A 25,809-nucleotide genomic window follows, 5' to 3' on the forward strand; every position below is an offset into this window, starting at 1 on the left:
TAAACCCTACAGAACAGTAAAACACTTCTAAAATAATGGCCAAATGCTTTATCGACGGTATATTTTAGGCTAAGATGCAGTGTGACTGTTTTTTGTGCAATACAACAAAAGGTAATGATTATGGCAAATAAAGTATTCCCAAGTGCGGCTGCCGCATTAGCAGATATAGTCAGTGATGGTCAAACAATCGCCGTGGGTGGTTTTGGTTTATGTGGCATTCCAGAAGCATTGATTGCCGCATTGAGAGATAGCGCCGTCAAAAACCTCACTTGTATTTCAAATAATGCAGGTGTTGACGGTTTTGGATTGGGCTTGCTGCTTGAAACACGTCAAATCAAAAAAATGATTTCATCGTATGTCGGTGAAAATAAAGAGTTTGAACGCCAATATCTCGCTGGCGAGCTGGAATTAGAGTTCACGCCTCAAGGCACTTTGGCTGAGAAATTACGTGCTGGCGGTGCTGGCATTCCTGCTTTTTTCACCAAAACTGGTGTAGGCACGCTGGTTGCCGAAGGTAAAGAATTACGTGAATTCAATGGCGACACCTATGTCATGGAGCACTCTTTAACCGCTGACGTGGCCTTAGTCAAAGCATGGAAAGCAGATAAGTCAGGCAACCTCATTTACCGCCGTACTGCACGCAACTTTAACCCTATGGTGGCGACAGCAGGCAAAATCACGGTAGTTGAAGTCGAGGAAATTGTAGAGAACGGCACATTTGACCCAGATGCTGTGCATACGCCAGGGATTTTTGTGCAACGCATTGTTCTAAACGCCACTCCCGAAAAACGCATTGAACAACGCACGTTGAGTGTTTAATGCATCTGCATCTACGCATTGACTCTTTTTTTGAAGGAAATTGTGATGGCTTGGACAAAAAATGAAATGGCCGCGCGTGCGGCGCAAGAATTAGAAGATGGTTTTTATGTCAATTTAGGCATTGGCTTGCCAACCCTAGTCGCCAACTACGTTGGCGATGATAAAGAGGTGTGGCTACAATCTGAGAATGGCCTGCTTGGCATCGGCCCATTCCCAACTGAAGCTGAGGTTGACCCTGACCTTATCAATGCAGGAAAACAAACCATCACCACACTACCAGGCTCATCGGTATTTTCATCGAGCGATTCTTTCGCCATGATTCGTGGTGGACACATCAACTTGTCTATTCTCGGCGCCATGCAAGTCTCCACAAAAGGCGATTTGGCCAATTGGATGATTCCAGGCAAAATGGTTAAAGGGATGGGCGGCGCAATGGATCTAGTCGCTGGGGTGCAGCGTGTCATTGTGCTCATGGAGCACACCGCTAAACGCAAAGATGGCTCAGGCGAAGATTTTAAAATTCTTCCAGAATGCACATTGCCATTAACTGGGGTGGGGGTGGTTGACCGCATCATTACAGATTTAGCGGTATTAGACGTCACTGCAGAAGGGCTAAAAGTTGTCGAGCTTGCACCTGAAGTCTCTTTTGCTGAGTTGCAAAGTAAAACAGGAGTGACGCTGATTCAATAAGCGTCATCTCCCATCAAAAATTGAAAAAATAAATCATGAGTGCTTTATAAAGCACTCAACCGAAAACATGATTTGAAATTCTCTGTAGTGACGCGCCCCACTTCCTCTACACTCACCCCTTTAATGTCGGCAATGCGCTGCGCCACATGTGCCACCCAAGCAGGTTGATTGGTTTGACCGCGATGAGGCACGGGCGCAAGGTATGGTGCATCAGTCTCGATTAAAATCCGTTCCAACGGCACATATTCAGCGCATTCATGCACAACTTTTGCGTTTTTAAAGCTGACGATGCCTGAAAATGAAATATAAAAATTCAAATCCAATGCTCGTTTCGCCACGTCCTTTGCCTCGGTAAAGCAGTGCATAACACCACCAATGTCTCGTGCATTTTCTTCGGTCATCAAGCGAATCGTGTCATCTTGAGCATTGCGCGTATGAATAATCAATGGCTTTTGTGCACGCAATGCCGCGCGAATATGCGTCCGAAAGCGTTCTCGTTGCCACTCTAAATTGCCCTCTAGGCGAAAATAATCCAAACCCGTTTCACCAATAGCAATGACTTTGGGGTGCTTCGCTTTTTCAAGCAACTCTTCAATGCTGGGCTCATGCACATCGGGATAATCTGGATGCGTTCCCACTGAACCATATAAGTTAGGATATTGCTCAATCAATGACTGGATGCGCGACCAATCGCTGACGTCAACGCTTACCGCGAGGGCATGAGAAACCTTGTGTGCCTGCATTTGCGCTAAAATTTCAGGCATCTGCGGCATCAGCTCGGGGAAGTCAATGTGACAATGAGAGTCAATAAACATGAATAACCTTTTATAGAGGGCAATGTAAACAATGTTAAGACAAGCATAAAACAAAAAACCACATCGCTTGGATGTGGTTTTAATTTTGGCACTCCCAAGGGGATTCGAACCCCTGTAACCACCGTGAAAGGGTGGTGTCCTAGGCCTCTAGACGATGGGAGCTTAGAACTTTTTTCAACACTAGAAAAGTACAAGAACTTTTCTTTAAAATCTTGGCACTCCCAAGGGGATTCGAACCCCTGTAACCACCGTGAAAGGGTGGTGTCCTAGGCCTCTAGACGATGGGAGCTTAGAACTTTTTTCAACACAAATATCTGACCAAAAAATCTTGGTGGAGATAAGCGGGATCGAACCGCTGACCTCTTGCATGCCATGCAAGCGCTCTCCCAGCTGAGCTATACCCCCTTGTGCGAAGAACCGAGATTATGCCGCAATTCGATTGTTTGCGCAAGGGGTTTTCTAAACTTTTTCTAAAAATTTATGCGTTCAACGTTTTTTTACCGCCCATGTATGCTTGCAAGGCGGTAGGAATTTTGACTGAGCCATCCGCTTGTTGATGATTTTCAAGTAAAGCCACTAAAGCGCGCCCTACCGCTAAGCCTGAGCCATTCAATGTATGAACCAGTTCAGGTTTGTTTGTGCCAACGCGGAATCGTGCTTGCATGCGTTGTGCTTGGAACGCTTCGCAATTGGACACGCTCGAAATTTCACGATAGGTGTTTTGTGATGGTACCCAAACTTCAAGGTCATAAGTTTTCGTCGCACCAAAACCCATGTCGCCTGTGCACAAGGCCACCACACGATATGGCAACTCTAGCAATTGCAAGATTTTTTCAGCGTGACCGCGCATTTCTTCAAGCGCCTCGTACGATTTTTCAGGGTGAGTAATTTGCACCATCTCAACTTTTTCAAATTGGTGCTGACGAATTAAGCCCCGCGTATCACGCCCTGCACTACCCGCTTCTGAGCGAAAACAAGGTGTTTGCGTAGTCAGTCGGATGGGTAAATCATCGGCTGAAACGATGCTGTCACGCACGGTGTTGGTCAATGGCACTTCTGAGGTCGGAATTAAATACATCTCACGCGCTTCTTCGTCGCCGCCTTTGCTGACCCAAAACAAATCTTCTTTAAATTTAGGCAACTGACCTGTACCCAGCATACTTTCAGCATTGACCATAAATGGTGTGTAGCATTCGGTATAGCCGTGTTGTTCTGTATGCACATCCAACATCATTTGAGCCAAAGCACGATGTAATTTGGCTAAACCGCCTCGCAAGAAAGAAAAACGTGCGCCCGACAACTTAGCCGCCGTATCAAAGTCCAATAACCCCAACTGTTCTCCAATGGCCACATGGTCTTTGACCTCAAAATCATAAGTTGCAGGCGTGCCCCAGCGCGATACTTCTATATTGTTCGTTTCATCTGCGCCAACGGGGACAGAGTCGTGTGGCAAATTGGGAATGCGCATCAAAAGGTCGTTCAACTTGACTTGAATTTCTTCCAGAGCAACAGCGGATGCCTTTAATTCATCGGCAATTGCAGCAACCTGCGCCATGAGGTCATCTGCATTTTGCTTTTGCGATTTAAGAATACCGATTTCTTTAGACAATTTATTGCGCTGTGCTTGAAGCTCTTCGGTTCGGATTTGAATGTTTTTGCGCTGCATTTCTAACGCATTAAATCCATCCACATCCAGTTCAAAACCTCGTGTTTTTAGACGAGCCGCCACCTCATCGGTATGTTTTCTGAGCAATTGTATATCGAGCATATTTAACCTATTGTATCAATAAAATATAATATTACTTTTTACGCGCGGCCTCATCCAAGGCACGCAACTCACGTAATTTATCCGCTATTCTACCTTCTAAGCCTCGGTCTGTGGGTTGATAACGGGGGGCAGGCGGCATATTTTCTGGAAAATAATTTTCTCCTGCTGCATACGCCCCCTCTTCATCATGGGCATAACGGTAGTTTTTGCCATAATCGAGCGATTTCATGAGTTTGGTCGGTGCATTACGCAGGTGCAGGGGCACGGCGCGTGATGGCTCGTTGGCAATAAAGGCTTTCATTTGATTAAATGCCATGTAACCTGCATTTGACTTCGCGGCCACCGCTAAATACAAGACCGCTTGCGCCAATGCCAACTCTCCTTCGGGCGAGCCCAGCCTTTCGTATGTGGTTGCGGCATCATTGCATATTTGCATCGCACGTGGATCGGCCAAACCAATGTCTTCCCATGCCATACGCACAATTCGCCTTGCAAGGTAACGCGGGTCGGCGCCGCCATCCAACATCCGCGTGAACCAATACAAAGCAGCATCTGGATTAGAACCTCTTACTGATTTGTGCAAAGCTGAAATTTGGTCATAAAAATCATCACCGCCTGAGTCAAACCGTCGCAGGGTGGAACCAAGTGACGACTTCACTAAGGTTTCGCTGATGTGGGTGGTCTTCTGGCTGGTGGCCACCTGCGCCACTTGTTCAACTTGATTGAGTAAACGCCGTGCATCACCATCTGCTGCGCCAATCAATCGAGTTCGTGCGCTATCCTCAATCGTCATGCCCAGTTCAACATCGCAGGCACGAGTAATAAGCTGGTTTAACTCCTCCTCATTCAGTGATTTCAACACATACACCGCAGCTCGCGATAGCAAAGCGTTATTCACTTCAAACGATGGGTTCTCTGTGGTCGCGCCAATAAACGTCAGTAGACCCGACTCAACATGTGGCAAAAATGCATCCTGTTGAGCCTTATTAAAGCGATGCACCTCGTCCACAAATAAAATTGTTTGTCGTCCTTGCGATTTGTAAATATGAGCCTGTTCCACGACTTCACGGATTTCTTTTACCCCAGACAACACAGCGGATAACGCCACAAAATGCGCATCGAACGAATTTGCCACCAAGCGAGCCAAAGTGGTTTTACCCACGCCTGGCGGCCCCCAAAAAATCATTGAATGCAAACGCCGTTGCGCAAACGCAACTTGCAAAGGTTGGCCGTCTCCGAGCAAATGCGATTGCCCCACAACATCAGCGATGGTTTGTGGGCGCATCCGTTCTGGAAGCGGAATATTCATGTTCGCATTTAAAAATAAATCTGACATTCGCTATACATTTCCCGTTATTTTTAGCTCAAATTTTTTATTGAAATATGCCAAACCTAAACCATGCGATGGCTCATTTTTTTAACAATGTCCAACAATCATTTGGCATGACTGTTTATGACTAAGCGGCGTTGCAACATATTTAAACCATCGTACACGAGCACCGCTATTAATCCCACGATGAGCCCACCCTGTAGAACATAGGCGGTATTATTCACCAATATCCCTGCCATTATAACTTCGCCCAAACATTGGGCCGCCACTGTTGCGCCGATGGTCGCCGTGCCAATATTAATCACCGCAGCAGTTTTGATGCCTTCGATAATCAACGGCAAAGCCAAGGGACATTCAACCTGCCACAACAATTGTGAAGAAGACATGCCCATGCCCTTAGCGGCATCAAGCACGCCGTCAGGAATGGACTTCAAACCCACGACTGTATTTTCAAAGATGGGCAACAAACCATACAAAGTCAGCGCAATTAAACTCGGATAAAAACCAAATCCAACCGCAGACACGGCCAAGGCCAATACCGCAACAGGTGGAAATGTTTGTCCAATATGGGCAATGGCTCGTGAGAGCGGTAAAAACTCAGCGCCACTCGAGCGCGTTACAAAAAAACCCGCACCAACACCAATCAAAATACTCAACACAAGTGAGACACCAACCAACTGCATATGCGCCAGTGCCAAACCAGCCAAACTGTTTTGATTATAAATAATCGGCATCCCCTCTTGCGCGAAGGGGGTAAAGAATTTTTCAAACCACTCGGGCTTCACCAGCAACGCAAGCAAAATAAAAAATGCGGTCAAACGAAAAATAATCGCTGGTATTTTGCTCATTTTACTTGACCTATTTTTAAAACATCCGACAAGTGTACCGTTCCAACAGCTTGACCTGCTTGGTTCACAACGCTGATGTGGTTCACACCGTGCCAAGTCATCTCAGATAGTGCATCACGGAGCGAGTTTGTTTGTAAAACGCTGGGTACTGCAAGATGGGTCAGACTCAATTCGCTGCGCATGTACTGGCAAACATTATGCAAAGACAACAGTTTGAGTGCGCGGTCAACCGTTCCAATGAATTGAGAACAAAACGAGTCGGCAGGATGGGTCAAAATGTCTTGCGGGCTATCGTATTGCAAAACCCGCCCATTATTCATCACAGCAATTTTATCGCCCAAACGTAAAGCCTCATCCATATCATGAGTCACCAACATCACGGTAATCCCTAACTGTTGCTGGATTTTTAACAAATCGTCTTGAGCTTTAGTGCGCGTTAAGGGATCTAATGCGCCAAAAGGTTCATCCATCAATAAAATTTTAGCTTCCGCCGCCAATGCGCGAGCAACCCCCACTCGCTGTTGTTGACCGCCTGATAACTGATGCGGATATTTATTTTGAAACACATCGGGGTTCAGTCCAAACACATCCAACAAAGTTTTAACCCGCGCATCAATTTTATTTTTTGACCAGCCAAGTAACTTTGGCACAGTGGCAATATTCTGTCCTACCGTTCGGTGCGGAAACAGACCATGCCCTTGAATCACATAACCCATGCCTCGACGTAATTCCGTCGAAGGAATGCGCATAATGTCTTGCCCCTGCACTTTGATGCCTCCATTGCTGATGGGCTCCAGTCGATTAATCATGCGCAACAAAGTAGACTTGCCCGAGCCAGAAGGCCCGACAATGACGCAAAAATCGCCTGTTTCAATCTCTAAAGAGACTTCGTCCACCACCGTAGCCGAACCAAACTGTTTACTGACGTTTTGAATTGAAATCATAGCGCTCATTTTTGCTCATCTTTTTTCAAATATTCAATTAGCACGTCTAAAAACACTGCCGCACTAAATGCAAAAAAAACCGTTGGCAATGCCCCAAGAAGCACTAAATCTGTAGCGGTTTGACCCAAGCCTTGAAATACAAACACGCCCAAGCCACCCGCGCCGATAAGTGCCGCAACAGTCACCAAGCCAATGGTCTGTACCAAAACGATACGCACCCCCGTCAAAATAACGGGCAACGCCAATGGCAGTTCAATTTGAAACAATATTTGCATTCGAGTCAAACCCATGCCTTTTGCTGACTCTTTCACAAAAGGCGAAACACTGTTTAGACCCACTACGGTATTGGCGACAATTGGCAAAAGGCCATAAAAAACCAGCGCAATCAATGCTGGCGCCACCCCAATGCCCGTCACACCCATCGCAGCAACCCAGTGATAATGAGCCGCTAAATACGATAAAGGCGCCATCAATAAACCAAATAAAGCCAAACTGGGGACGGTCTGAACCAAACTTAAGACTTGCAACGTGGCCGCTCTGATTTTTGGCAACACAAAGCAAGCCAAGCCTAAAGGTAAACCGAACACCAATGCAATAAACAAAGAGCCAAACGTCAAATTGACATGTCTAATAAACTCATCCCAAAATTGAGACTGTCGCTGGTTGTATTCCCGCATCACCGCCAAAGCATCCAAAGTGTGAGTATGTAAAAGACAAGCAAGGAAAGCTGTCAATAATATTAAAAACGAAAGTTTATGTAGGGGCTTTAATCTTAAATTGAGCAAACCATCCGCAAGCGACAACGTATAAACCGAAAACAGCACCCAAAAAGCGGCCGCTGGGCTTATTCGGATAGATGAACTACCCATAGCTAAAGCATTGGCCATCTGACCAACACCAACAAGCAATATGAACAAACTGACGCTTGCGACACCCAAACGCAGCCGTTGGGAAGATAAAAACAATTGAGATCCGCTCCACAATGCAAGCCCACCACACACACACCACATCGCGCTATATTCTATTAATTGAGCGAATGTTTTGGCATCACCTAAGGCAATGCGATTGGGCTTAACAATCAACAAAGGCAGGGTCAGCAGCGCCAACCAGCCCAGCAGTACCAGCAAGATGGATAAGCGATTGCTTCGCTTGATTAAATTTGATAGGCCCATGGCACTTGCTGATTTATGGTATTGATAGGGTATAGATTGCGTTGGCGATGTTAAGCCGAATCATTATGAATTAAAAATATGCTCAATATAAAAATTATTTAATCAAACCTTTGCTCTTCAAATATTCTAAAGCCACAGCTTTAGAAGGTTCGCCGTTCACCTGAACTTTCGCATTCAGCCCTCGTAAAACCTCATTATTCAAAGAATTAAACACAGGCTTTAGCAGAACTTCGATTTCTGGATGCGCTTTCAACACCTCCTCACGAATGACGGGAGCTGGCGCATAAATGACTTGAGTGCCTTTATCATCCTCCATCACTCTTAGGTTTGACGGCTCAATCGCACCATCTGTCCCGTACACCATGGCGGTGTTCACGCCATTGGTTTGTTGAGAAGCCGCTTTAATCGTATTAGCGGTGTCTCCACCCGAGACAATAACCATTTGTTCAGGCTTCATTTTAAAGCCATAAGTCAACTCAAACGCAGGCAACGCACCTTGTAAATGAGTAAACTCTTGCGACGCAATCATTTTTACATTGCCCCCATTTGCCACCCATCGTCCAAAATCGCTCATGGTTTTTAGGTGCGCAGGACCTGCAACATCTTCGCGAACAGCTAATGCATAAGTATTATTGGCTTGCGCTGGTGTCAACCACACCAGTTTATTCGCCTCATAGTCCAACTTTTTGACTTTTTCATACCCATTTTGCAAGTCCTTCCATTCAGCACTTTTTTCATTGCCGTTACTGAACATAAAAGCACCATTGCCAGTATATTCAGGGACAATATCCACCTCGCCACTGATCAAAGCTTTACGAACAATAGGCAAACCACCGAGAGACAATTTGTCTTGAGTTTTAATACCATTGGCCTCTAAAGTCAAAAGAATGATATTGCCCAAAAGCGTACCTTCAGTATCGATTTTTGAAGAGACAACCACAGGTTTACCGATTGCTGATGCCCCATCGGCTTGTGCAGAATTAGACGTTTCTTGCTTTGTTCCACCTGAACAAGCACTCAACAAAAGAGCACCACCCAGCAGCAATGAAATCATTTTTGGACTAACTTTAAACATTTAAACCTCTTTTTTGAATGAGCCATTTGATGTTTTACATTGTTTAGCATTATTTGATATTAATCTCAAACAAACACACAAGGTAAATTAAAATCATCGCGCAGTATACTTGAATAGAACAAAACCAGTTGTGAAGCGCCTCATCAGCACGCCAACAACTGGCTTTATCGAAAGAGAAAACACTAATATTAATTTTTAGGTGAGTTCATTTGTTCTAAAAAAGGAATCAACTCACCCATAAGTTTTTGCACACTGGGGCGCGCCATCATGCGTTCAAAATAAGCCTGCAAATTAGGACTCTCGTTAACAAAGCCCATCTGCTTTGCATAAAACAAAGGACCAAACATTGCACAATCAGCCATCGTAAAGACATCGCCATTCATGTACGACTGCTGACCCAATTCTTTTTCAAAATGAGCCAATGAAGACATCAATGTGTTTTTAGCTTGTGCAACCGCTTCAGGATTGCGCTTATCTTCTGGTTTGCGCGAATCAAGAAAGATGGCAACAATAGGATTGTTCACATACAAATCAATCATTCGATCTTTAAAGCGAGTGCGACGCGCAAGGGTTTTATCTGTAGGAATAAGGCATGTGCCTTGATTTGCAAACTCATCTTCTAAATATTCAACAATAATCGACGACTCAGGGATAAAAGAGTTTTCAGCAACCAATAAAGGAACTTTGCACATTGGGTACACTTCCTTATAGGCCGCTCGCCCAGCCTCACTCGCTAAATCTACAACTGATGGCTCAAACGCAATATTTTTCTCATACAACGCCAATAAAGCTTTTTGTGAATATGTTGAAGCAACAACGTAATATAATTTCATTTCGATGACCTTTTAATGGTATGGTATTGGCTCAAGAGAAACAAAACCAACCAGTTGGTTGGTTTCTAAAATATTAACATGCGTACAGATAGAAAACAAGAACTACTCAATATTGGTTTTAACCTCATGATGCTTCGTGGATATGACAGCATCAGTTTTGCCGACCTTGCTAAAGCCAGTGGTATCGCCAAGCCCACAATACACCACCACTTTCCCACCAAACAAGATTTTGGTTTGGCTTTACTCGACCAAATAGAAAACGGACTCACAGAACGCTTCAAAGGCTTATTGGCAATGCCGCCAGAACAAGTACTACCGATGCTTGAACAAGCACTACATACATTTGACCCCAACGGACGCATTTGCCCGATTAGCTCACTACAGGCACACCATCAAAGTTTATCTGAGCCTTTACAGCAACGCTTAATCGAAGTCACAGAATTAGAATTAAATTTTGTCAGTCAATTATTTGAACGTCTACGAAACGCGCTACATTGGAATGTCAACATCAGCAGCGATGCCGCAGCAAACTTGATTATGTTTCAAACCAAATCTGCTTTGCAATACGGACGCGCTTTAGGTAAAAATTTATTACCGCAAGCCATGGCAACAACGCTTGAGCTATTGGGCATCGCTCGTTAAGATGAGGACGTTTGATAAAAATTAGGCTTTTAAATGAATGGGATGCAATGCCAATTACTCAAAATGTTCAGGGCTCAATCAAAAAAGCATCGTTACCCTTTTATTTCAAATGACTGTTTGATTTTTTTACTTTAGACACATTCAATCTCCAATCCAATCGCCATTTCTTTATCCACAAAATCTGTGGATAAAACTTTGGATAAGTTTATGATAACTGGACTTAACTCTATAAAATCAACAGACTAGGTTAGTTTGGCTGAAATTTAAGCAACGGCTCAGCATTCAGTTGTTGGTCATCCCAAATGGCAATATTTTCTGATTCATCTACATATTTAAAGACTTAAAGACTGTCATTCGACCATACTCTTCCATGCTCGATTATTGAGTTCTTAATTTTTTGTTATTTGAATTAAAAATAAGTTTTAGGTTTTCAAAAAGCAAGCAGTCGGGAGCTGTCATAAGCTTTAAAAAATTTTAGACACCAAAAAAACACTTGAGCCCAAGAAAATCCCCCCAGCAAACTCGCTGAGGGGATTTTATTTGGTACACAAGTAAAGCCTACATAGGCACTCACTAGCCCATATGCAAGCCGCCATTGACGGAGAAGTCGGCGCCAGTTGAGAAACCACCCTCATCAGAAGCCAACCATGAAATCATAGAGGCAATTTCTTCAGGTTTACCCAATCGTTTGACTGGAATACCTGAAATAATTTTTTCCAAAACATCTTCACGAATCGCGGTCACCATGTCTGTTGCGATATAACCAGGAGAAATCGTATTGACCGTGACCCCTTTAGAGGCGACCTCTTGTGCCAACGCCATGGTAAAGCCATGCAAACCTGCCTTAGCGGTTGAGTAGTTGGTTTGACCAAACTGCCCTTTTTGACCGTTCACAGAGGATATATTAATGATGCGACCCCAGTTTTGTTCAACCATGCCATCAATCACTTGTTTGGTGACGTTGAACATGGAATACAAGTTGGTTTTAATCACTTCATCCCACTGTTTGAAGTCCATTTTGCGAAATTGTCCATCACGGGTAATGCCCGCATTGTTGACCAATACGCTGATAACGCCGTGTTCCGCCTTGACTTTATCAAAGGCTTGAACGGTTGAATCCCAATCACCCACGTTACCCGCCGAGGCGTAGAAGGTGTAACCCAATGCGGCTTGCTCATCCAACCATTTCTGAGCATCACGATTCGGACCACAACCCGCGATGACTTTAAAACCATCTTTGTGTAAACGTTGGCACATGGCTGTGCCCAAACCACCCATACCGCCTGTTACATACGCAACTCTTTGACTCATTTTAAGCTCCATTATTTTTCGCACAGCAATTTTTTGCTTTATACGATGTTTATTGTTTATTTTAACGAGCAACAATCAAGCGCACCTCGATTATTGCTCTGTGCTGTTCAACACTTTATTACGCACGTTCTACCGCTAAAGCCACGCCCATGCCGCCACCGATACACAGTGACGTCAAGCCTTTTTTGGCATCACGTTTAACCATTTCGTGCAATAAACTAACCAACACGCGGCACCCCGATGCACCAATCGGATGACCTAAAGCAACTGCACCGCCGTTGACATTGATTTTAGATGTGTCCCAACCCATTTCTTGATTCACAGCGCATGCTTGTGCCGCGAATGCTTCGTTGATTTCCATTAAATCAAGCTCATCTTTACTCCAACCTGCTTTTTCCAATGCACGGCGTGAGGCTGGAACGGGGCCCATGCCCATTATGGTGGGGTCAAGACCTGCGCTGGCAAATGATTTAACCGTTGCGAGCGGGGTAAGTCCCAATGCTTTGGCTTTTTCAGCACTCATCACCATGACAGCGGCCGCACCATCATTGATGCCCGAAGCATTGCCCGCCGTGACCGTGCCCGCTTTGTCAAAGGCTGGGCGCAATCCTGCCAAAGTTTCGGCGTTGGTCTTGCGATTGGGAAATTCATCGGTATCAAATACAATGGGGTCGCCCTTGCGTTGTGGAATGACCACAGGCGCAATTTCGTCTTTGAAGCGACCTGCATCTATTGCGGCAATGGCTTTTTGTTGTGAGGCCAAGGCAAAAGCATCTTGCATTTCACGCGTAATATTATGGGCTTTGGCCACGTTTTCAGCGGTAATGCCCATGTGGTAGTTGTTATACGCATCCCACAAACCATCATTAATCATGGTGTCGACCAGTTGCGTATTGCCCATACGAAAACCATCACGCGAGTTGGGTAGGACGTGAGGCGAGGCACTCATATTTTCTTGACCACCTGCGATGACAATTTCAGCATCCCCGCTTTTAATTGCTTGCGCGGCAAGCATGACTGCTTTGAGCCCAGAACCACAGACTTTGTTAATGGTCATTGCCGACACATGGTTGGGTAAACCAGCCTTAATAACAGATTGACGGGCAGGGTTTTGTCCGCTGCCTGCCGTTAATACTTGCCCCATAATCACTTCACTAATCGCGTCGCCAGACACGCCTGTTTTTTCCAGCAATGCTTTAATGACTGTTGCACCCAACTCTGGCGCAGAGACTTTAGACAACGAACCACCAAACTTACCTATCGCCGTGCGAACAGCTGCCACGATTACCACTTCTGTCATTACTATCTCCTTATTGAAAAAGCAATTTGCTTTTCGATTTTAATAAAAAACTAAATAATATCAATTGGATAGAACCCATTCATCCTGATGTCATTTTTTACAGCAAGTCTATTCCAAACTGTTTCATCAGCAAAACATAGACCATGAATAATGCCATCGTCAGCATTGACCAAACCAGCAAAGCCCATCCGAAGCCCAGCTTTGACAACAACCACGGAAAACACAAAAACATGGGCAACGTCGGCAACACATACCAAAAGGTATAAGACATGTGTCGACTGAGTTTTTCCATGGGTTGCCGCTCAAGATACAGCCAAATGAGCGTCAACACGGTCACCAATGGCAAAGAAGCAACCAGCGCACCGACTTTGTCGCTACGCCGAGCCAATTCGGAAACCAAGACGACAACACCTGCTGTCAGTAGGTATTTGACGATTAAATACATGTGACCAGTCATAACATCCAAATATTAGGCTGCTCGTGCCTTAACATATCGGCCGGGTGCGGCCTCAATGGGTTTATATTGAGCCGTACCCAATTTATTAGGTGCATTCACTTCTTTGCCAGCAAACGGTTTCAACCACAACGTCCAATCAGTCCACCAACTGCCTGGATGCTCCTGAGCTGTATTCAGCCAGTGCTCGGGGTCTCCTGCCAAACTCGCTTTTGGATTAACCCAATAATGGCGTTTATTCTTTTTCGCAGAATTAACCACACCCGCAATATGACCAGAAGCAGCAAGCACGAAGCGTTTATCACCACTCAACGGTTCTTGCGAACGGAAGGCGGCCGTCCAAGGCACAATATGATCTTCACGACAAGATAAGACATAAGTCGGCACATTGAGTCGCGACAAATCGATTTTCTCGCCACAGCAAATCACATCATTTTGCTTAATTAAACGATTTTCAAGATAAGTATTGCGCAAATACCAGCAGAACATTGGACCAGGTAAATTGGTCGAGTCTGAATTCCAATATAAAAGGTCAAATGCTGTTGGTTGCTCACCTTTTAGGTAGTTGCTCACCACATAATTCCAAACCAAATCGTTGGGGCGCAAAGTAGCAAAGGCATTTGCCAGTTCTTTACCCTGCATAATGCCACCTGCTCCAATGCTTTGCTCTCGCATCAACACATGCTGTTCATCGACATAAGCATCTAAAACACCGTTATCCGAAAAATCCAATAAAGTGGTTAACAGAGTCAAGCTGGCCGCGGGCGACTCACCACGGGCGGCCAGTACCGCCAAAGCAGTTGATAATAAAGTGCCGCCCACACAGAAACCGAGGGTATTTATCTGGTCAGAGCGACTCGCCTCTTGTACCACATGGATGGCTCGAATCACCACATCCTCGATGTAGTCATCCCAAGTCGTTTGAGCCAGTGCTTCATCTGCATTGCGCCAGCTTATCAAATAAACCGTATTGCCCGATTCAACCGCATGTCGAACAAGTGAGTTATCAGGCTGCAAATCCAAGATGTAGTACTTGTTGATACAAGGCGGCACAATCAGCAAAGGACGCTCGCCCACCTTTTCCGTCAACGGCGTGTACTGTAAGAGCTGAAAATACTCATTTTCAAAAATCACTGCCCCATCGGAACGAGCAACATTCACACCAATTTTAAAGGCGGTTTCATCCGTTTGAGAAATGCGCCCTTTTTGTAAATCGGTCAAAAAGTTGTGAATCCCCATTTTTAGACTTTCGCCTTGGGTTTCAATCAATTTTTGTTGAGCTTCGGGGTTGGTTAAAAAGAAATTCGATGGCGAGAGAGAATCCACCCACTGCATCACGGCAAAGCGCACACGCGTTTTCGTTTTTGGGTCGGCTTGAACGCACTCTGCCATTTCAAGCATTAAGCGTGCATTAATCAAATAACTCTGCGCCAAATAATTGGCCCAAGCACTGCTACGCCAAGCGGGCGAAGCAAAGCGTTTGTCTCTCAATTCAATGCCTTGTTGTTGTATGTAGTTTTGCCAAAGTGCGGACATTTCGCGCATGTACTCACTTTGTAACCGCTCTAAGTCTTGGGGATTAACCATATTGGCGATATCAGGTGCTTGACCACTTAGACCACCGAAACCCATTAAATTTGCAAACGACGGGTTCATGGGCATGCCCACAATCTGATTCGCAAACTGCTGCCACGTTGTCATTAAACCCATCGAGTCGTCTATGCCGTTGAACATGGACTGGAACAAATCAAATGGCGTGTTTTTTGAGGTGTCTTTTTCAACATTCTGTTGATTAGAACCATGCGCACTTGATTGAGCTGTCTGAACGGGTTTTGCTTTCTGTGCTGCGACTTTGGGTGTTGCTGTCGTTTTAACCGTTGTTTTAACCGCTGTTTTAACAGCCGTCTTAACAGGTGCTTTTACCGTCGTTTTTTTGACAACGGCTTTGGTCACCACTTTTGGCTTTTGGGGGCTTGTTACTTTTTTATTGGCCACTGGTTTAGGAGCGGCGACTTTAGCTGCTGTCGCTTTGACCCGCGTCACTTTGCTTGCCACGGGTTTAGACGAAGTTTCCACAGTCGAATGAACAACAGCTTTTTTTGGTTTAGCCGCTGGTTTTGTGGTTGTCGTTGAAACGGTTTTGCCCGTTGCTCCGTTTGCCCGCCCTTTTGTCGCCATAATGGTCTCCTATTAAAGTTATCTTCACATTGTGCGCAATGCCATACGCTTAGTCAAGTCAACAACAGTGTTTTGTGATTCCCCTAGGATTTACTTTCTTACACAATGCTGACTTGTTTTGCTTTTAAAAATCAAAGAACCATCACTTAGGTGAAATTGTACTCAATGCGCAAGTTCCCAGTTCAGCCCTACCCCAACCTCAGCAACCAATGGCACGTCCAGTTGCGCAACACCTGCCATGCACTCTGGAATCAGTTGCGTTAACACAGTCACCTCGTTGTCTGGCACCTCAAGCACCAGTTCATCGTGTACCTGCATGATTAGTTTTGATTGTAACTGACGTTCGACCAAGACTTGCTGTACCTTTATCATCGCCAATTTAATTAAATCAGCCGAAGTGCCTTGCATCGGCGCATTAATGGCCGCACGCTCGGCCCCTTGGCGTTTACCTTGGTTACGGTCATTGATGTCGGGCAAGTAGAGGCGACGACCAAAATGCGTGAGCACATACCCATGTTCACGCGCAAATTGTTTGGTGCTTTCCATAAACTGCAACACAGTGGGATATTGCATGAAATATTGATCCATATACTGCTGTGCTGCGGTGCGGCTGATGTCTAAGTTTCCCGCTAAACCAAATGCACTCATGCCGTAAATTAAACCAAAGTTAATCATTTTTGCCATGCGCCTTTGCTCAAAACTCACATCACCCAAAGCCACTCCAAAAATCTGCGCTGCCGTTCGTTGATGCACATCTTCATTATTGGCAAACGCACTGAGTAACCCAGGGTCTTGGGATAAGTGCGCAAGGATACGCAACTCAATTTGCGAATAGTCGGCCGACATCATGACGCTTCCTGCGGGTGCCACAAAGGCGGTACGGACTTTACGTCCTTGTTCGGTACGAACGGGGATGTTTTGTAAATTAGGTTCGTTTGAAGACAACCGCCCTGTCACTGCTACGGTCTGGGCATAATGGGTATGCACTCGCCCCGTACTTGGCTCAACCATGAGCGGTAATTTATCAGTGTATGTCGATTTGAGTTTGCTCAAACTGCGATATTCGAGCATGGCTTTAGGCAAAGGATAGTCTTCAGCAAGTTTTTGCAACACGTCTTCGTCTGTGCTCGGTGCGCCTTTGGCGGTCTTTTTAACCACAGGCATGCCGAGTTTTTCAAAGAAAATTTCACCGATTTGCTTAGGGCTATTCAGGTTAAAAGGCTGCCCTGCAAGCTCATGCGCTTGTGTCTCTAAGCTCAGTAATTGCTGTCCTAAATGATGCGACTGTTGACGCAAAGCCTCCACATCAAGCATCACTCCCGCGCGCTCCATAGTGAACAATACATCTGATGTCGGCAACTCAATCTGCTCGTACACCTTTTTGAGTCCATCATCGGCGCAAATACGCGGGTACATCACTGCATGCACGCCAAGACACAAGGCGGCATCTTCAACGGCGTATTGCGCAGCGCGCTCAATATCGACTTGGGCAAATGGAATTTGCGCGGCGCCTTTTCCACACAAATCTTCATACGACACGCTAGAAACTCGCAAATAACGTTCGGCAATGGCATCAAGCGCATGTTTGGCGTGCGAATCCAAAACATACGATTGCAATAAAGTATCGTGCGCGATACCACGCAAAGCAATGCCATGATTGGCTAGAACATGGGCATCGTATTTAAGATTTTGTCCAATTTTTTTAGCATTTTCATCCTCAAACCATGTTTTGAGGGTTCGCAACACAATGTGAATCGGTAATTGTTCAACAGTCTGCATCCCTTCATGCATAAGCGGAATATACCAACCTGATTGCGCGTCAGTGGCAAAAGAAAGTCCGACAATACGTGCCGCGAATGGGCTTAATGAAGTGGTTTCGGAATCAAATGCCACCAAAGATGCGCGGGTCAAAGCGGTGTACATTTGACTCAACGCAGCGTGGGTATTTACAATCGTGTAGTTGACCTTGAACGCGGTAATGGCCACTGGCTCAGTCTCTTGTATTGGGTTACTCGCAGCAGAAGAGGTGGTCGTTGCTTGAGTATTAACCGCATCGAACAACGAGCCTGACTCACCAAACGCCAATGCTGGGGCTTCACCCTCCGTCGCTAACAACGTTTTAAGCCATGATTTAAAACCCGCTTGCTCATATATTTGGCGCAAGGCGGTGCGGTCTTCATTTTTAATATGAAATGCGCCCAAATCACTCGCTTCAGAAGTCAGTTGCAAATCGCATTTGACCGTCACCAAACGACGCGCCATCGGTAGCCAATCCAAAGTTGAGCGCAAATTCTCACCCACCTTGCCAGTCACTTTATCGGCATGTGTAATCAAATTATCCAGCGAATCATATTCAGTCAGCCATTTCACCGCTGTTTTTGGCCCGACTTTTTCAACCCCAGGCACATTATCAACGGTGTCACCCACCAAGGTGAGGTAATCAACAATCCGTTGAGGCGGCACTCCAAATTTTGCCGTCACGCCGTTGGCATCAAGCACCTCGTCGCTCATCGTATTGAACCACAAGACGCGCTCATTGACCAATTGCGTCAAATCTTTATCACCCGTCGCCATGACCGTAACCCAGCCCTGACCAGCCGCCTGTACAGACAAGGTACCAATCACATCATCGGCTTCCACGCCCTCCATCGACAGCACTGGCCAACCAAGGGCACGCACCGCGGCCTCAATAACAGGAATTTGCAAGGCCAAATCATCTGGCATGGATGGGCGGTTGGCTTTATATTCGGGATACCATTCGTCACGAAATGTTTTGCCTTTTGCATCAAACACACACAACGCATGTGCAGTCGGCACCATCGTGCGCAGGCGTTTAAGCATATTGATAATGCCATACAGCGCACCCGTCGGCGCACCAGATGGACTACGTAAATCAGGCAAACCATGATAAGCACGGTACAAAAAACTCGAACCATCAACCAACAATAAGGTGTGCTCAGTATCTGTTTGAGCTAAAAAATCAGAAAGTAAAGACATAGGGTCAACATCACTCAATATAAAAGACGCGGTTTTATTTTTTAAATATTCAATTTTAATTTAAAGCATTTATTTGAAACACTTGTTTGGAACATTCGTTTGACGCCTCAAGCCCGTCATATCTGGCATTTTTTAAAACCTGTGTAAAAACAATCGCGTTACAAAATCCAAAGATGGATATTGTCGTACAATGCTGGATTACATTTTCGTGTATTTAACTAAAAAACAGTAAAGCCAAAACCATGAACCGTAACGCCAAAGAACAAATCCAAACACTCAGCGAATCTTCACACACAGAAACTGAAAAAGCCACCATGACCAAAGCGCGGGAGTCATGGCACATACTCGGCATTATGTCAGAATTTGCCAATGCCGCTGAGCAATTGGCGCATATTCGCCCTGCCGTTAGCATTTTTGGCAGCGCACGCACCAAGCCTGAAGACCCTGTGTATCAAAAAACCGAACAGCTGGCCAACATGTTATCCAACGCAGGCTTTAGTGTCATATCTGGTGGTGGTCCAGGCATCATGGAGGCGGCCAACAAAGGTGCATTCGCTGGCAAGTCCGCCAGTGTCGGTTTGAATATTTTGCTGCCACACGAGCAGTCAGGCAATCCATACCAAAATGTCTCCATGAACTTTCGCCACTTTTTTTCGCGCAAAGTCGCCTTCGTTAAATACGCCACGGCATACGTGGTGATGCCTGGTGGCTTTGGCACGATGGACGAATTATTTGAATCATTGACTTTGATTCAAACAGGTAAAAGCCGAAAAATGCCCGTATTTTTGTATGGCACAACATTTTGGACTGGGCTGTGGGACTGGGTCAAAGAACAGTTGCTTGGCAACAAGCTGATTTCACCAGAGGATTTAGACCTTGTACAGATTACTGATGACCCTGAATTTATCGTCAATGCGATTTTTGATTTTTACGAAAAACGCGGCTTTACACCAACCGACACTGAACGCGCACAAATGATGCAACTATAAGCGATGCATTGTTGCATGTAAGCATTGAAAAAAAGCAGGCAAAAGTAAACATACTTTTGCCTGCTTTTTTTCAATAGCCATGCGAACTATCGCACCCACCATAACAGTCCTCGGCTCGCCATAAACTCAGCCCCCTGTCATCGACATAAAACGAATAATTTTTTCAGGCTGCTCACGGAACTCATGTTTTTCAGGTTTCAATTCAATCGCAGCACGGATGGCATCTTCAAGCTCTTCATCAGTGCAACCCTCTCGCAACAATGGGCGCAACTCAAAACGCTCCTCTTGCCCCAAGCACATATACAACGTGCCATCCACCGACAGCCTCACCCGATTACACGTTTGGCAAAAATGCTGCGACATTGGTGTAATCACACCCACGGTAAACTCACCATCCTCGCTGTGCCAGTAACGCGCAGGTCCGCCACCGAGCATTTGATGACTTTCTTGCAAATTAAATTGCTTTTTAAGTCGCGCCAAAATCGGTTGTACATCGACAAAACCTTGGTTTTGTGCGGTCACGCCCATCGGCATCATTTCAATCAAACGCAAGATGAAGCCATGTTGAATACAAAACGCCACCATATCACTGACATCGTTTTCATTCACGCCCTGCATCATGACCATATTGAGCTTGATGCGTTCAAAGCCTGCACCTTTCGCAATGCGCAGACCATGAAGCACTTTATCTAAACTATTACTACCCGTAATGCGTTGCACACACTCGCCCCGCAATGAGTCCAAGCTGATGTTCAAACGTTTGACACCCGCACGACGCAACGCATACGCTTGTGTTGCCAGTTGAGTGCCATTGGTTGATAGTGACAAATCATGCACACCATCAATGACGTTGAGCTGCTCGACCAAATCAACCAAGCCTTTACGCAACAGAGGCTCTCCCCCTGTGAGGCGAAAACGGCGCGTACCCAAACGAGCAAAAGCCCCAACCACACGAGCGATTTCATCAAATGAAAGCCAGTGTTCGGGTTCTTCAAAGTTGCGAAAGCCTTTTGGAATGCAGTATGTACATCTCAAATCGCAACGATCTGTCACAGACAAACGCAAATAATCAATGCTTCGATTAAAGCGATCTTTAAGTCCATTGATGGGAAAGGCTGTGGGTATCATCATGAATGAATTGTACGATAAAACAAGGTTTGCGCTTATACGTCAAACGACTTAGTTCCATCCGCTTTGTGATTAGCCTTCTATGCTGTTTTTTTAGGCTGAGTTTTCGGTTTCGGCGTGTTTTTTTGCTGACGCGCGTAAAGACGATACCCCAGCAAAATCATTAATATAAAAGCAAATACCAGCGGCCAAAACACATCCGACTTCACAATCATATAAAAATGAACAACGCCGCCAATGGCAAGAACATAAACCAGCTTATGCAACTTTAGCCATCGTTTTGCGCCCAAACGATGCAACATGCGGTCGGTCGAGGTAATGGCCAATGGAACCAACATCAAAAAACTTGCCATACCAATAGTGATAAAAGGTCGCTTAATCACATCCGCTAAGGTGCTCGATAGACTCCAGCCACGGTCAAAGCCCAAATACGCAATCAGATGCAGGCAGGCGTAAAAAAAGGCAAACAAGCCCAACATGCGGCGATATTTAATCAAAAAACCCCAACCAAAGATTTTACGCAGCGGTGTAATGGTTAAAGTGACGAGCACAAACACAAGCGCCATCACGCCAAAATAGCGAATCAAAAACTCAACAGGATTCACCCCCAGTTGATGTCTAAAGCCATCCCATGCGACCAATGCCAATGGCACAAGGGCATTCATAAAAACGAGGAATTTGTTCAGTTGCAAATCTTTTTTATCGGTTCTCATGGCTATCTTAAAAGTATAAAAAATGGGGGAATATAGCAAGTTGTGTGTTGTCGCAACCGTCATCAAACTCAAGACAAAGCAAGCATCAGAGAGAATATGTCCTTGTCAAACTTTAAAAATTCACTTTTAAATCCATGCCGTTATACAACCCCGCCACTTCTTCAGCATAACCATTGAACATCAAACTTGGACGACGGCTCAACTCGCCAATACGTTGCTCAGTGGCTTGTGACCACCGAGGGTGGTCGACGTTCGGATTAACGTTGGAATAAAACCCATACTCATCTGGTGCCAACTTATTCCAAGTGGTCTCGGGCATGGTATCGGTCAATGTTATTTTCACGATGGACTTAATGCTTTTAAAACCATACTTCCATGGCACAACGAGGCGAATCGGCGCACCGTTTTGGTTCGGCATGGGTTGCCCATACAAACCCGTTGCAATGAGCGTCAAGGGATGAAGGGCCTCGTCGAGGCGCAAACCTTCCACGTAAGGCAAATCAATCCCTGAATACTTGGCATTTGGCATTTGCTCTTTATCGTAATAGCTCTCAAAAGCAACGAATTTAGCCGAACCCAAAGGCTCAACCAAGTCCAATAATTTTTTTAACCGAAAGCCCTGCCAAGGAATGACCATCGACCAACCTTCAACACAGCGGAAACGATAAATACGTTCTTCATGCTCAATCTTAAGTAAATCCATCAAATCAAATGTGCGCGGTTTACCAACCAAGCCACCGACCTCAACCGTCCACGGTGAGGTGACAAAGTGTTCAGCGGCTTTAGCCACCGCTGATTTATTGGTAGAAAATTCATAATAATTATTGTAATGCGTGATTTCTTGCAAAGTATTGGGCTGCTCAATCGCATGAGCATTGGATACGGGATTAACTGCTGGGCTTGATTGCACCTCAGAGGCCGCACGCTCCTGAACCACAGGATTAAAATAGCGATAAACACCCGTAGTCAAAACGGCAGCACCAGCGGCTACACCCGTTTTCATAAAAAAACGGCGGTTGCGATAAGTTGACTCGGGGGTGATTTCGGATGGTTGGATGTCATGACTCATAACGAAAGCGCCTTTAAAAACAGGTTATTATTTTTTACAATTGTTTATTAGACGTTTACATTGTACGCGACCTGACAAAAATTAGAAAAAATTGTGTAGAAGCCCTTGAAATAGGTCTCTTCGCCTCCAATTAGCAGTCAAGGCGCAAGAGGCTTTTGCGCAAGACATTTTTAAAATCAATCATTTAGCAACTGGAGAGATATATGGGACGTATTATTGGCATCGACTTGGGAACGACAAACTCTTGCGTGTCGGTTATGGAAGGCAATACGCCTAAAGTCATCGAAAACGCTGAAGGTGCACGCACAACACCTTCAATTATTGCCTACATGGACAACGGTGAGGTTTTAGTGGGCGTACCCGCTAAACGCCAAGCGGTCACCAATCCCAAAAACACGCTGTACGCCATCAAGCGTTTAATTGGTCGTCGTTTTGAGGACAAAGAAGTACAAAAAGACATCGACATGATGCCTTTCAAAATTTCAAAAGCAGACAACGGCGATGCTTGGGTGACCGTTCGTGACGAACAACTGGCGCCACCGCAAATTTCTGCAGAAGTTTTGCGCAAAATGAAAAAAACAGCAGAAGACTACTTAGGCGAAACAGTGACCGAAGCGGTCATTACCGTTCCCGCATACTTCAATGATGCGCAACGCCAAGCCACTAAAGATGCAGGCCGCATTGCAGGTTTGGAAGTCAAACGTATTATCAATGAACCAACCGCCGCTGCATTGGCATTTGGTTTGGACAAAACCGATAAAGGCGACCGCAAAGTCGCGGTATATGACTTGGGTGGTGGTACGTTTGACGTTTCAATCATTGAAATTGCTGACGTCGATGGCGAAAAACAATTTGAAGTATTGGCCACCAACGGCGACACCTTCCTCGGCGGTGAAGACTTTGACCAACGTGTCATTGACTACCTCGTTGATGAGTTCAAAAAAGAACAAGGCGTGGATTTGTCAAAAGACGTATTGGCCTTGCAACGTTTGAAAGAAGCGGCTGAAAAAGCAAAAATCGAATTGAGCTCAAGCGCACAAACTGAAATCAACTTACCTTACATCACCGCCGATGCGAGTGGCCCTAAACACATGGCCATTAAAATGACGCGCACCAAGCTTGAAGCATTGGTAGAAGATTTAGTTGAACGCACCATTGCCCCTTGCCGCACAGCCTTGACTGACGCAGGATTGAAAGTATCAGACATCGACGACATTATTTTGGTCGGCGGTCAATCACGCATGCCTAAAGTGCAAGAAAAGGTAAAAGAATTTTTCGGCAAAGAAGCCCGTAAAGACATTAACCCAGATGAAGCAGTAGCGGTTGGCGCTGCTATTCAAGGTCAAGTATTGGGCGGTGGTCGCACGGATGTCTTGTTACTCGACGTTACACCATTGTCACTCGGTATCGAGACGATGGGCGGCGTAATGACCAAGATGATTAAGAAAAATACCACCATTCCAACCAAGTTTGCGCAAGTCTACTCAACCGCGGAAGACAATCAACCTGCAGTGACTGTTCGCGTTTACCAAGGTGAACGTGAAATGGCGGCTGGTAATAAGTTACTCGGCGAGTTCAACTTAGAAGGCATTCCAGCCGCGCCACGCGGTGTACCTCAAATCGAAGTCACTTTTGACATCGATGCCAATGGTATTTTGCATGTTCATGCCAAAGACAAAGGTACGGGCAAAGAAAACAAAATCACCATCAAAGCCAATTCGGGCTTATCAGAAGACGAAATCGCGCAAATGGTTAAAGATGCTGAAGTAAATGCTGAGGAAGACAAAAAAGCCCGTGAAATGGCGGATGCACGTAATGGTGCAGATGCTCTGGTTCACTCAACCAAAAAATCTTTGGAAGAATACGGCGACAAAGTCTCAGCGGATGAAAAAACTGCCATCGAAGCGGCCATAAAAGAACTAGAGGAGGCGGTTCAATCTGGTTCTAAAGAGGACATCGAAGCAAAAACCGAGAACCTCAGTAAAGTCGCTCAAAAACTTGGCGAAGCAATGTATGCTGACATGCAAGCTCAAGCGCAAAGCGAACAAGGCGGCTCAACAGCAGGCTCTAAAGTCGACGATGATATTGTTGATGCCGAGTTCACAGAGGTTAAAAAAGATGATAAATAATAAATATTTATATATTTTTAAAAACTGAAAGCGCCCGTATAAACATAAGGGACAAAACGCCACCCATCGGTGGCGTTTTTTGATTTATAATCAACAATTAACTATAGACCATTATTCTCATCGACCTTGGTTGTAGTTGCATTATCAATTGTTAAGTCACGGAGCCAGCATGAAAAAATTACTCTCAACTATCTCTTTGAGCCTTGCTTTATTGAGTCCAACATTACATGCTCAACAAACACCAACCGAAAAACTTTCACTTGAACAATCAATTCTTTGCATGAAAGCCAATGCCCCTGCTAAATGGGATGCTTTGGTTTCTTGGGTTGACCGCAGCAATCCACAACAGATTACGGTCAATGCTTTGGCACATATAGCGGGTACACCAATAGATAAAACAGTTCCATTCAACGTGTGTGATGCAGAAACACAAGCACATGCGTTATTAGGCTTGACCACACTCATTCCAAAAAATGAATCTATGTGGAAAACACTCTTGGTTCGCATTGATGACAAAGGCAATTACAGCGTTTTAACCGACATTAGCATGGCTCGAGCAAACAAATAACCGCATTTAAATGCGCTTTTGATTTGAGATTAAAAAT

General features: G+C 45.2%; 22 protein-coding genes and 3 tRNA genes. 6 read left to right on the top strand and 19 right to left on the bottom strand.

Annotation, left to right across the window (positions count from 1 at the left end; all coding sequences use genetic code 11):
* The first annotated feature begins 120 nt into the window (after window positions 1-120).
* Both DFR44_RS01605 and DFR44_RS01610 read left to right on the top strand, forming a co-directional pair.
* Window positions 121-819 carry a CoA transferase subunit A gene (locus DFR44_RS01605; RefSeq protein WP_133618967.1) on the top strand — a complete coding sequence of 233 codons (699 nt, stop codon included), beginning with the start codon at window positions 121-123 and terminating at the stop codon, window positions 817-819.
* 45 nt (window positions 820-864) lie between these two features.
* Window positions 865-1,509, top strand: coding sequence for a 3-oxoacid CoA-transferase subunit B (locus tag DFR44_RS01610; RefSeq protein ID WP_133618968.1), 645 nt, complete (start codon window positions 865-867; stop codon window positions 1,507-1,509).
* A gap of 44 nt (window positions 1,510-1,553) precedes the next feature.
* Here the strand turns inward: DFR44_RS01610 and DFR44_RS01615 are convergent, their stop codons facing one another.
* The 11 genes from DFR44_RS01615 to DFR44_RS01665 form a co-directional block, all read right to left on the bottom strand.
* A complete protein-coding gene (locus DFR44_RS01615) occupies window positions 1,554-2,324 on the bottom strand; it encodes a TatD family hydrolase (protein WP_133618969.1) in 771 nt (256 codons plus the stop codon).
* Window positions 2,325-2,410: 86 nt separating this feature from the next.
* Window positions 2,411-2,486, bottom strand: a tRNA-Glu gene (locus DFR44_RS01620).
* 51 nt (window positions 2,487-2,537) lie between these two features.
* A tRNA-Glu gene (locus DFR44_RS01625) sits at window positions 2,538-2,613 on the bottom strand.
* 40 nt (window positions 2,614-2,653) lie between these two features.
* Window positions 2,654-2,729, bottom strand: a tRNA-Ala gene (locus tag DFR44_RS01630).
* Between the two features lie 73 nt (window positions 2,730-2,802).
* Window positions 2,803-4,092 (bottom strand): serine--tRNA ligase, encoded by a 1,290-nt coding sequence (serS, locus tag DFR44_RS01635; RefSeq protein WP_133618970.1) that lies wholly within the window; start codon window positions 4,090-4,092, stop codon window positions 2,803-2,805.
* A gap of 31 nt (window positions 4,093-4,123) precedes the next feature.
* Window positions 4,124-5,401, bottom strand: a complete 1,278-nt coding sequence (locus DFR44_RS01640; protein ID WP_281275596.1) for a replication-associated recombination protein A — start codon at window positions 5,399-5,401, stop codon at window positions 4,124-4,126.
* 125 nt (window positions 5,402-5,526) lie between these two features.
* A complete protein-coding gene (locus DFR44_RS01645; protein WP_133618972.1) occupies window positions 5,527-6,270 on the bottom strand; it encodes an ABC transporter permease in 744 nt (247 codons plus the stop codon).
* The gene (locus DFR44_RS01650) at window positions 6,267-7,214 is read right to left on the bottom strand and encodes an ABC transporter ATP-binding protein (RefSeq protein ID WP_211336882.1); all 948 of its coding nucleotides are present in this window, start codon (window positions 7,212-7,214) and stop codon (window positions 6,267-6,269) included. The genes DFR44_RS01645 and DFR44_RS01650 overlap by 4 nt, the downstream gene beginning before the upstream one ends.
* Before the next feature lie 5 nt (window positions 7,215-7,219).
* Entirely contained in the window at window positions 7,220-8,386 is a 1,167-nt protein-coding gene (locus tag DFR44_RS01655) for an ABC transporter permease (protein ID WP_133618974.1), read from the bottom strand.
* A gap of 94 nt (window positions 8,387-8,480) precedes the next feature.
* Window positions 8,481-9,461: a glycine betaine ABC transporter substrate-binding protein OsmF gene (gene osmF / locus DFR44_RS01660; RefSeq protein ID WP_246012017.1), complete on the bottom strand. Its 981-nt coding sequence runs from the start codon at window positions 9,459-9,461 to the stop codon at window positions 8,481-8,483.
* A 188-nt stretch (window positions 9,462-9,649) separates the two neighbouring features.
* Complete coding sequence (locus DFR44_RS01665) at window positions 9,650-10,294, bottom strand: glutathione S-transferase family protein (RefSeq protein WP_133618975.1); 645 nt, start codon at window positions 10,292-10,294, stop codon at window positions 9,650-9,652.
* A gap of 78 nt (window positions 10,295-10,372) precedes the next feature.
* On the opposite strand from DFR44_RS01665, the gene DFR44_RS01670 reads away from it, so the two are divergent.
* Window positions 10,373-10,936 (top strand): TetR/AcrR family transcriptional regulator, encoded by a 564-nt coding sequence (locus tag DFR44_RS01670; protein ID WP_133618976.1) that lies wholly within the window; start codon window positions 10,373-10,375, stop codon window positions 10,934-10,936.
* Between the two features lie 573 nt (window positions 10,937-11,509).
* Here the strand turns inward: DFR44_RS01670 and phbB are convergent.
* The 5 genes from phbB to polA all read right to left on the bottom strand — a co-directional run bounded on the left by phbB (window position 11,510) and on the right by polA (window position 19,176).
* Complete coding sequence (phbB, locus tag DFR44_RS01675) at window positions 11,510-12,247, bottom strand: acetoacetyl-CoA reductase (RefSeq protein ID WP_133618977.1); 738 nt, start codon at window positions 12,245-12,247, stop codon at window positions 11,510-11,512.
* A 118-nt stretch (window positions 12,248-12,365) separates the two neighbouring features.
* Window positions 12,366-13,547 (bottom strand): acetyl-CoA C-acetyltransferase, encoded by a 1,182-nt coding sequence (locus DFR44_RS01680; RefSeq protein WP_133618978.1) that lies wholly within the window; start codon window positions 13,545-13,547, stop codon window positions 12,366-12,368.
* 97 nt (window positions 13,548-13,644) lie between these two features.
* Window positions 13,645-14,004 carry a DUF3147 family protein gene (locus DFR44_RS01685; RefSeq protein WP_246012018.1) on the bottom strand — a complete coding sequence of 120 codons (360 nt, stop codon included), beginning with the start codon at window positions 14,002-14,004 and terminating at the stop codon, window positions 13,645-13,647.
* 12 nt (window positions 14,005-14,016) lie between these two features.
* Window positions 14,017-16,179, bottom strand: coding sequence for a class I poly(R)-hydroxyalkanoic acid synthase (phaC, locus tag DFR44_RS01690; protein ID WP_246012019.1), 2,163 nt, complete (start codon window positions 16,177-16,179; stop codon window positions 14,017-14,019).
* 162 nt (window positions 16,180-16,341) lie between these two features.
* Window positions 16,342-19,176: a DNA polymerase I gene (gene polA, locus DFR44_RS01695; protein WP_133618979.1), complete on the bottom strand. Its 2,835-nt coding sequence runs from the start codon at window positions 19,174-19,176 to the stop codon at window positions 16,342-16,344.
* A 242-nt stretch (window positions 19,177-19,418) separates the two neighbouring features.
* Here polA and DFR44_RS01700 point away from each other — a divergent pair, with 242 nt between their 5' ends.
* Window positions 19,419-20,165, top strand: coding sequence for an LOG family protein (locus DFR44_RS01700; RefSeq protein WP_170175393.1), 747 nt, complete (start codon window positions 19,419-19,421; stop codon window positions 20,163-20,165).
* 126 nt (window positions 20,166-20,291) lie between these two features.
* On the opposite strand, the gene moaA is transcribed toward DFR44_RS01700, so the two are convergent.
* From moaA to msrP, 3 genes are all read right to left on the bottom strand, one after another.
* Complete coding sequence (moaA, locus tag DFR44_RS01705) at window positions 20,292-21,296, bottom strand: GTP 3',8-cyclase MoaA (protein WP_246012020.1); 1,005 nt, start codon at window positions 21,294-21,296, stop codon at window positions 20,292-20,294.
* A gap of 77 nt (window positions 21,297-21,373) precedes the next feature.
* Entirely contained in the window at window positions 21,374-22,006 is a 633-nt protein-coding gene (locus tag DFR44_RS01710) for a protein-methionine-sulfoxide reductase heme-binding subunit MsrQ (protein ID WP_162845115.1), read from the bottom strand.
* A gap of 112 nt (window positions 22,007-22,118) precedes the next feature.
* Complete coding sequence (msrP, locus tag DFR44_RS01715; RefSeq protein WP_133618981.1) at window positions 22,119-23,075, bottom strand: protein-methionine-sulfoxide reductase catalytic subunit MsrP; 957 nt, start codon at window positions 23,073-23,075, stop codon at window positions 22,119-22,121.
* A 203-nt stretch (window positions 23,076-23,278) separates the two neighbouring features.
* On the opposite strand from msrP, the gene dnaK reads away from it, so the two are divergent.
* Entirely contained in the window at window positions 23,279-25,204 is a 1,926-nt protein-coding gene (gene dnaK / locus DFR44_RS01720; protein ID WP_133618982.1) for a molecular chaperone DnaK, read from the top strand.
* A 169-nt stretch (window positions 25,205-25,373) separates the two neighbouring features.
* Window positions 25,374-25,772 carry a hypothetical protein gene (locus DFR44_RS01725; protein WP_133618983.1) on the top strand — a complete coding sequence of 133 codons (399 nt, stop codon included), beginning with the start codon at window positions 25,374-25,376 and terminating at the stop codon, window positions 25,770-25,772.
* Window positions 25,773-25,809: the final 37 nt, after the last annotated feature.

Source organism: Hydromonas duriensis, from assembly GCF_004363775.1.
Lineage (GTDB): Bacteria > Pseudomonadota > Gammaproteobacteria > Burkholderiales > Burkholderiaceae > Hydromonas > Hydromonas duriensis.

Excerpts from the sequence above, each read along its gene's own strand:
- DFR44_RS01700 (WP_170175393.1), top strand. The coding sequence starts at position 19,419 with ATGAACCGTAACGCCAAAGAACAAATCCAAACACTCAGCGAATCTTCA.
- DFR44_RS01670 (WP_133618976.1), top strand. The coding sequence starts at position 10,373 with ATGCGTACAGATAGAAAACAAGAACTACTCAATATTGGTTTTAACCTC.
- phaC (WP_246012019.1), bottom strand. The coding sequence starts at position 16,179 with ATGGCGACAAAAGGGCGGGCAAACGGAGCAACGGGCAAAACCGTTTCA.
- DFR44_RS01650 (WP_211336882.1), bottom strand. The coding sequence starts at position 7,214 with ATGATTTCAATTCAAAACGTCAGTAAACAGTTTGGTTCGGCTACGGTG.
- DFR44_RS01605 (WP_133618967.1), top strand. The coding sequence starts at position 121 with ATGGCAAATAAAGTATTCCCAAGTGCGGCTGCCGCATTAGCAGATATA.
- DFR44_RS01640 (WP_281275596.1), bottom strand. The coding sequence starts at position 5,401 with ATGAATATTCCGCTTCCAGAACGGATGCGCCCACAAACCATCGCTGAT.
- dnaK (WP_133618982.1), top strand. The coding sequence starts at position 23,279 with ATGGGACGTATTATTGGCATCGACTTGGGAACGACAAACTCTTGCGTG.
- DFR44_RS01610 (WP_133618968.1), top strand. The coding sequence starts at position 865 with ATGGCTTGGACAAAAAATGAAATGGCCGCGCGTGCGGCGCAAGAATTA.
- serS (WP_133618970.1), bottom strand. The coding sequence starts at position 4,092 with ATGCTCGATATACAATTGCTCAGAAAACATACCGATGAGGTGGCGGCT.
- DFR44_RS01655 (WP_133618974.1), bottom strand. The coding sequence starts at position 8,386 with ATGGGCCTATCAAATTTAATCAAGCGAAGCAATCGCTTATCCATCTTG.
- DFR44_RS01725 (WP_133618983.1), top strand. The coding sequence starts at position 25,374 with ATGAAAAAATTACTCTCAACTATCTCTTTGAGCCTTGCTTTATTGAGT.
- DFR44_RS01685 (WP_246012018.1), bottom strand. The coding sequence starts at position 14,004 with ATGACTGGTCACATGTATTTAATCGTCAAATACCTACTGACAGCAGGT.
- phbB (WP_133618977.1), bottom strand. The coding sequence starts at position 12,247 with ATGAGTCAAAGAGTTGCGTATGTAACAGGCGGTATGGGTGGTTTGGGC.
- DFR44_RS01615 (WP_133618969.1), bottom strand. The coding sequence starts at position 2,324 with ATGTTTATTGACTCTCATTGTCACATTGACTTCCCCGAGCTGATGCCG.
- moaA (WP_246012020.1), bottom strand. The coding sequence starts at position 21,296 with ATGATGATACCCACAGCCTTTCCCATCAATGGACTTAAAGATCGCTTT.
- DFR44_RS01710 (WP_162845115.1), bottom strand. The coding sequence starts at position 22,006 with ATGAGAACCGATAAAAAAGATTTGCAACTGAACAAATTCCTCGTTTTT.
- DFR44_RS01665 (WP_133618975.1), bottom strand. The coding sequence starts at position 10,294 with ATGAAATTATATTACGTTGTTGCTTCAACATATTCACAAAAAGCTTTA.
- msrP (WP_133618981.1), bottom strand. The coding sequence starts at position 23,075 with ATGAGTCATGACATCCAACCATCCGAAATCACCCCCGAGTCAACTTAT.
- polA (WP_133618979.1), bottom strand. The coding sequence starts at position 19,176 with ATGTCTTTACTTTCTGATTTTTTAGCTCAAACAGATACTGAGCACACC.
- osmF (WP_246012017.1), bottom strand. The coding sequence starts at position 9,461 with ATGTTTAAAGTTAGTCCAAAAATGATTTCATTGCTGCTGGGTGGTGCT.
- DFR44_RS01680 (WP_133618978.1), bottom strand. The coding sequence starts at position 13,547 with ATGACAGAAGTGGTAATCGTGGCAGCTGTTCGCACGGCGATAGGTAAG.
- DFR44_RS01645 (WP_133618972.1), bottom strand. The coding sequence starts at position 6,270 with ATGAGCAAAATACCAGCGATTATTTTTCGTTTGACCGCATTTTTTATT.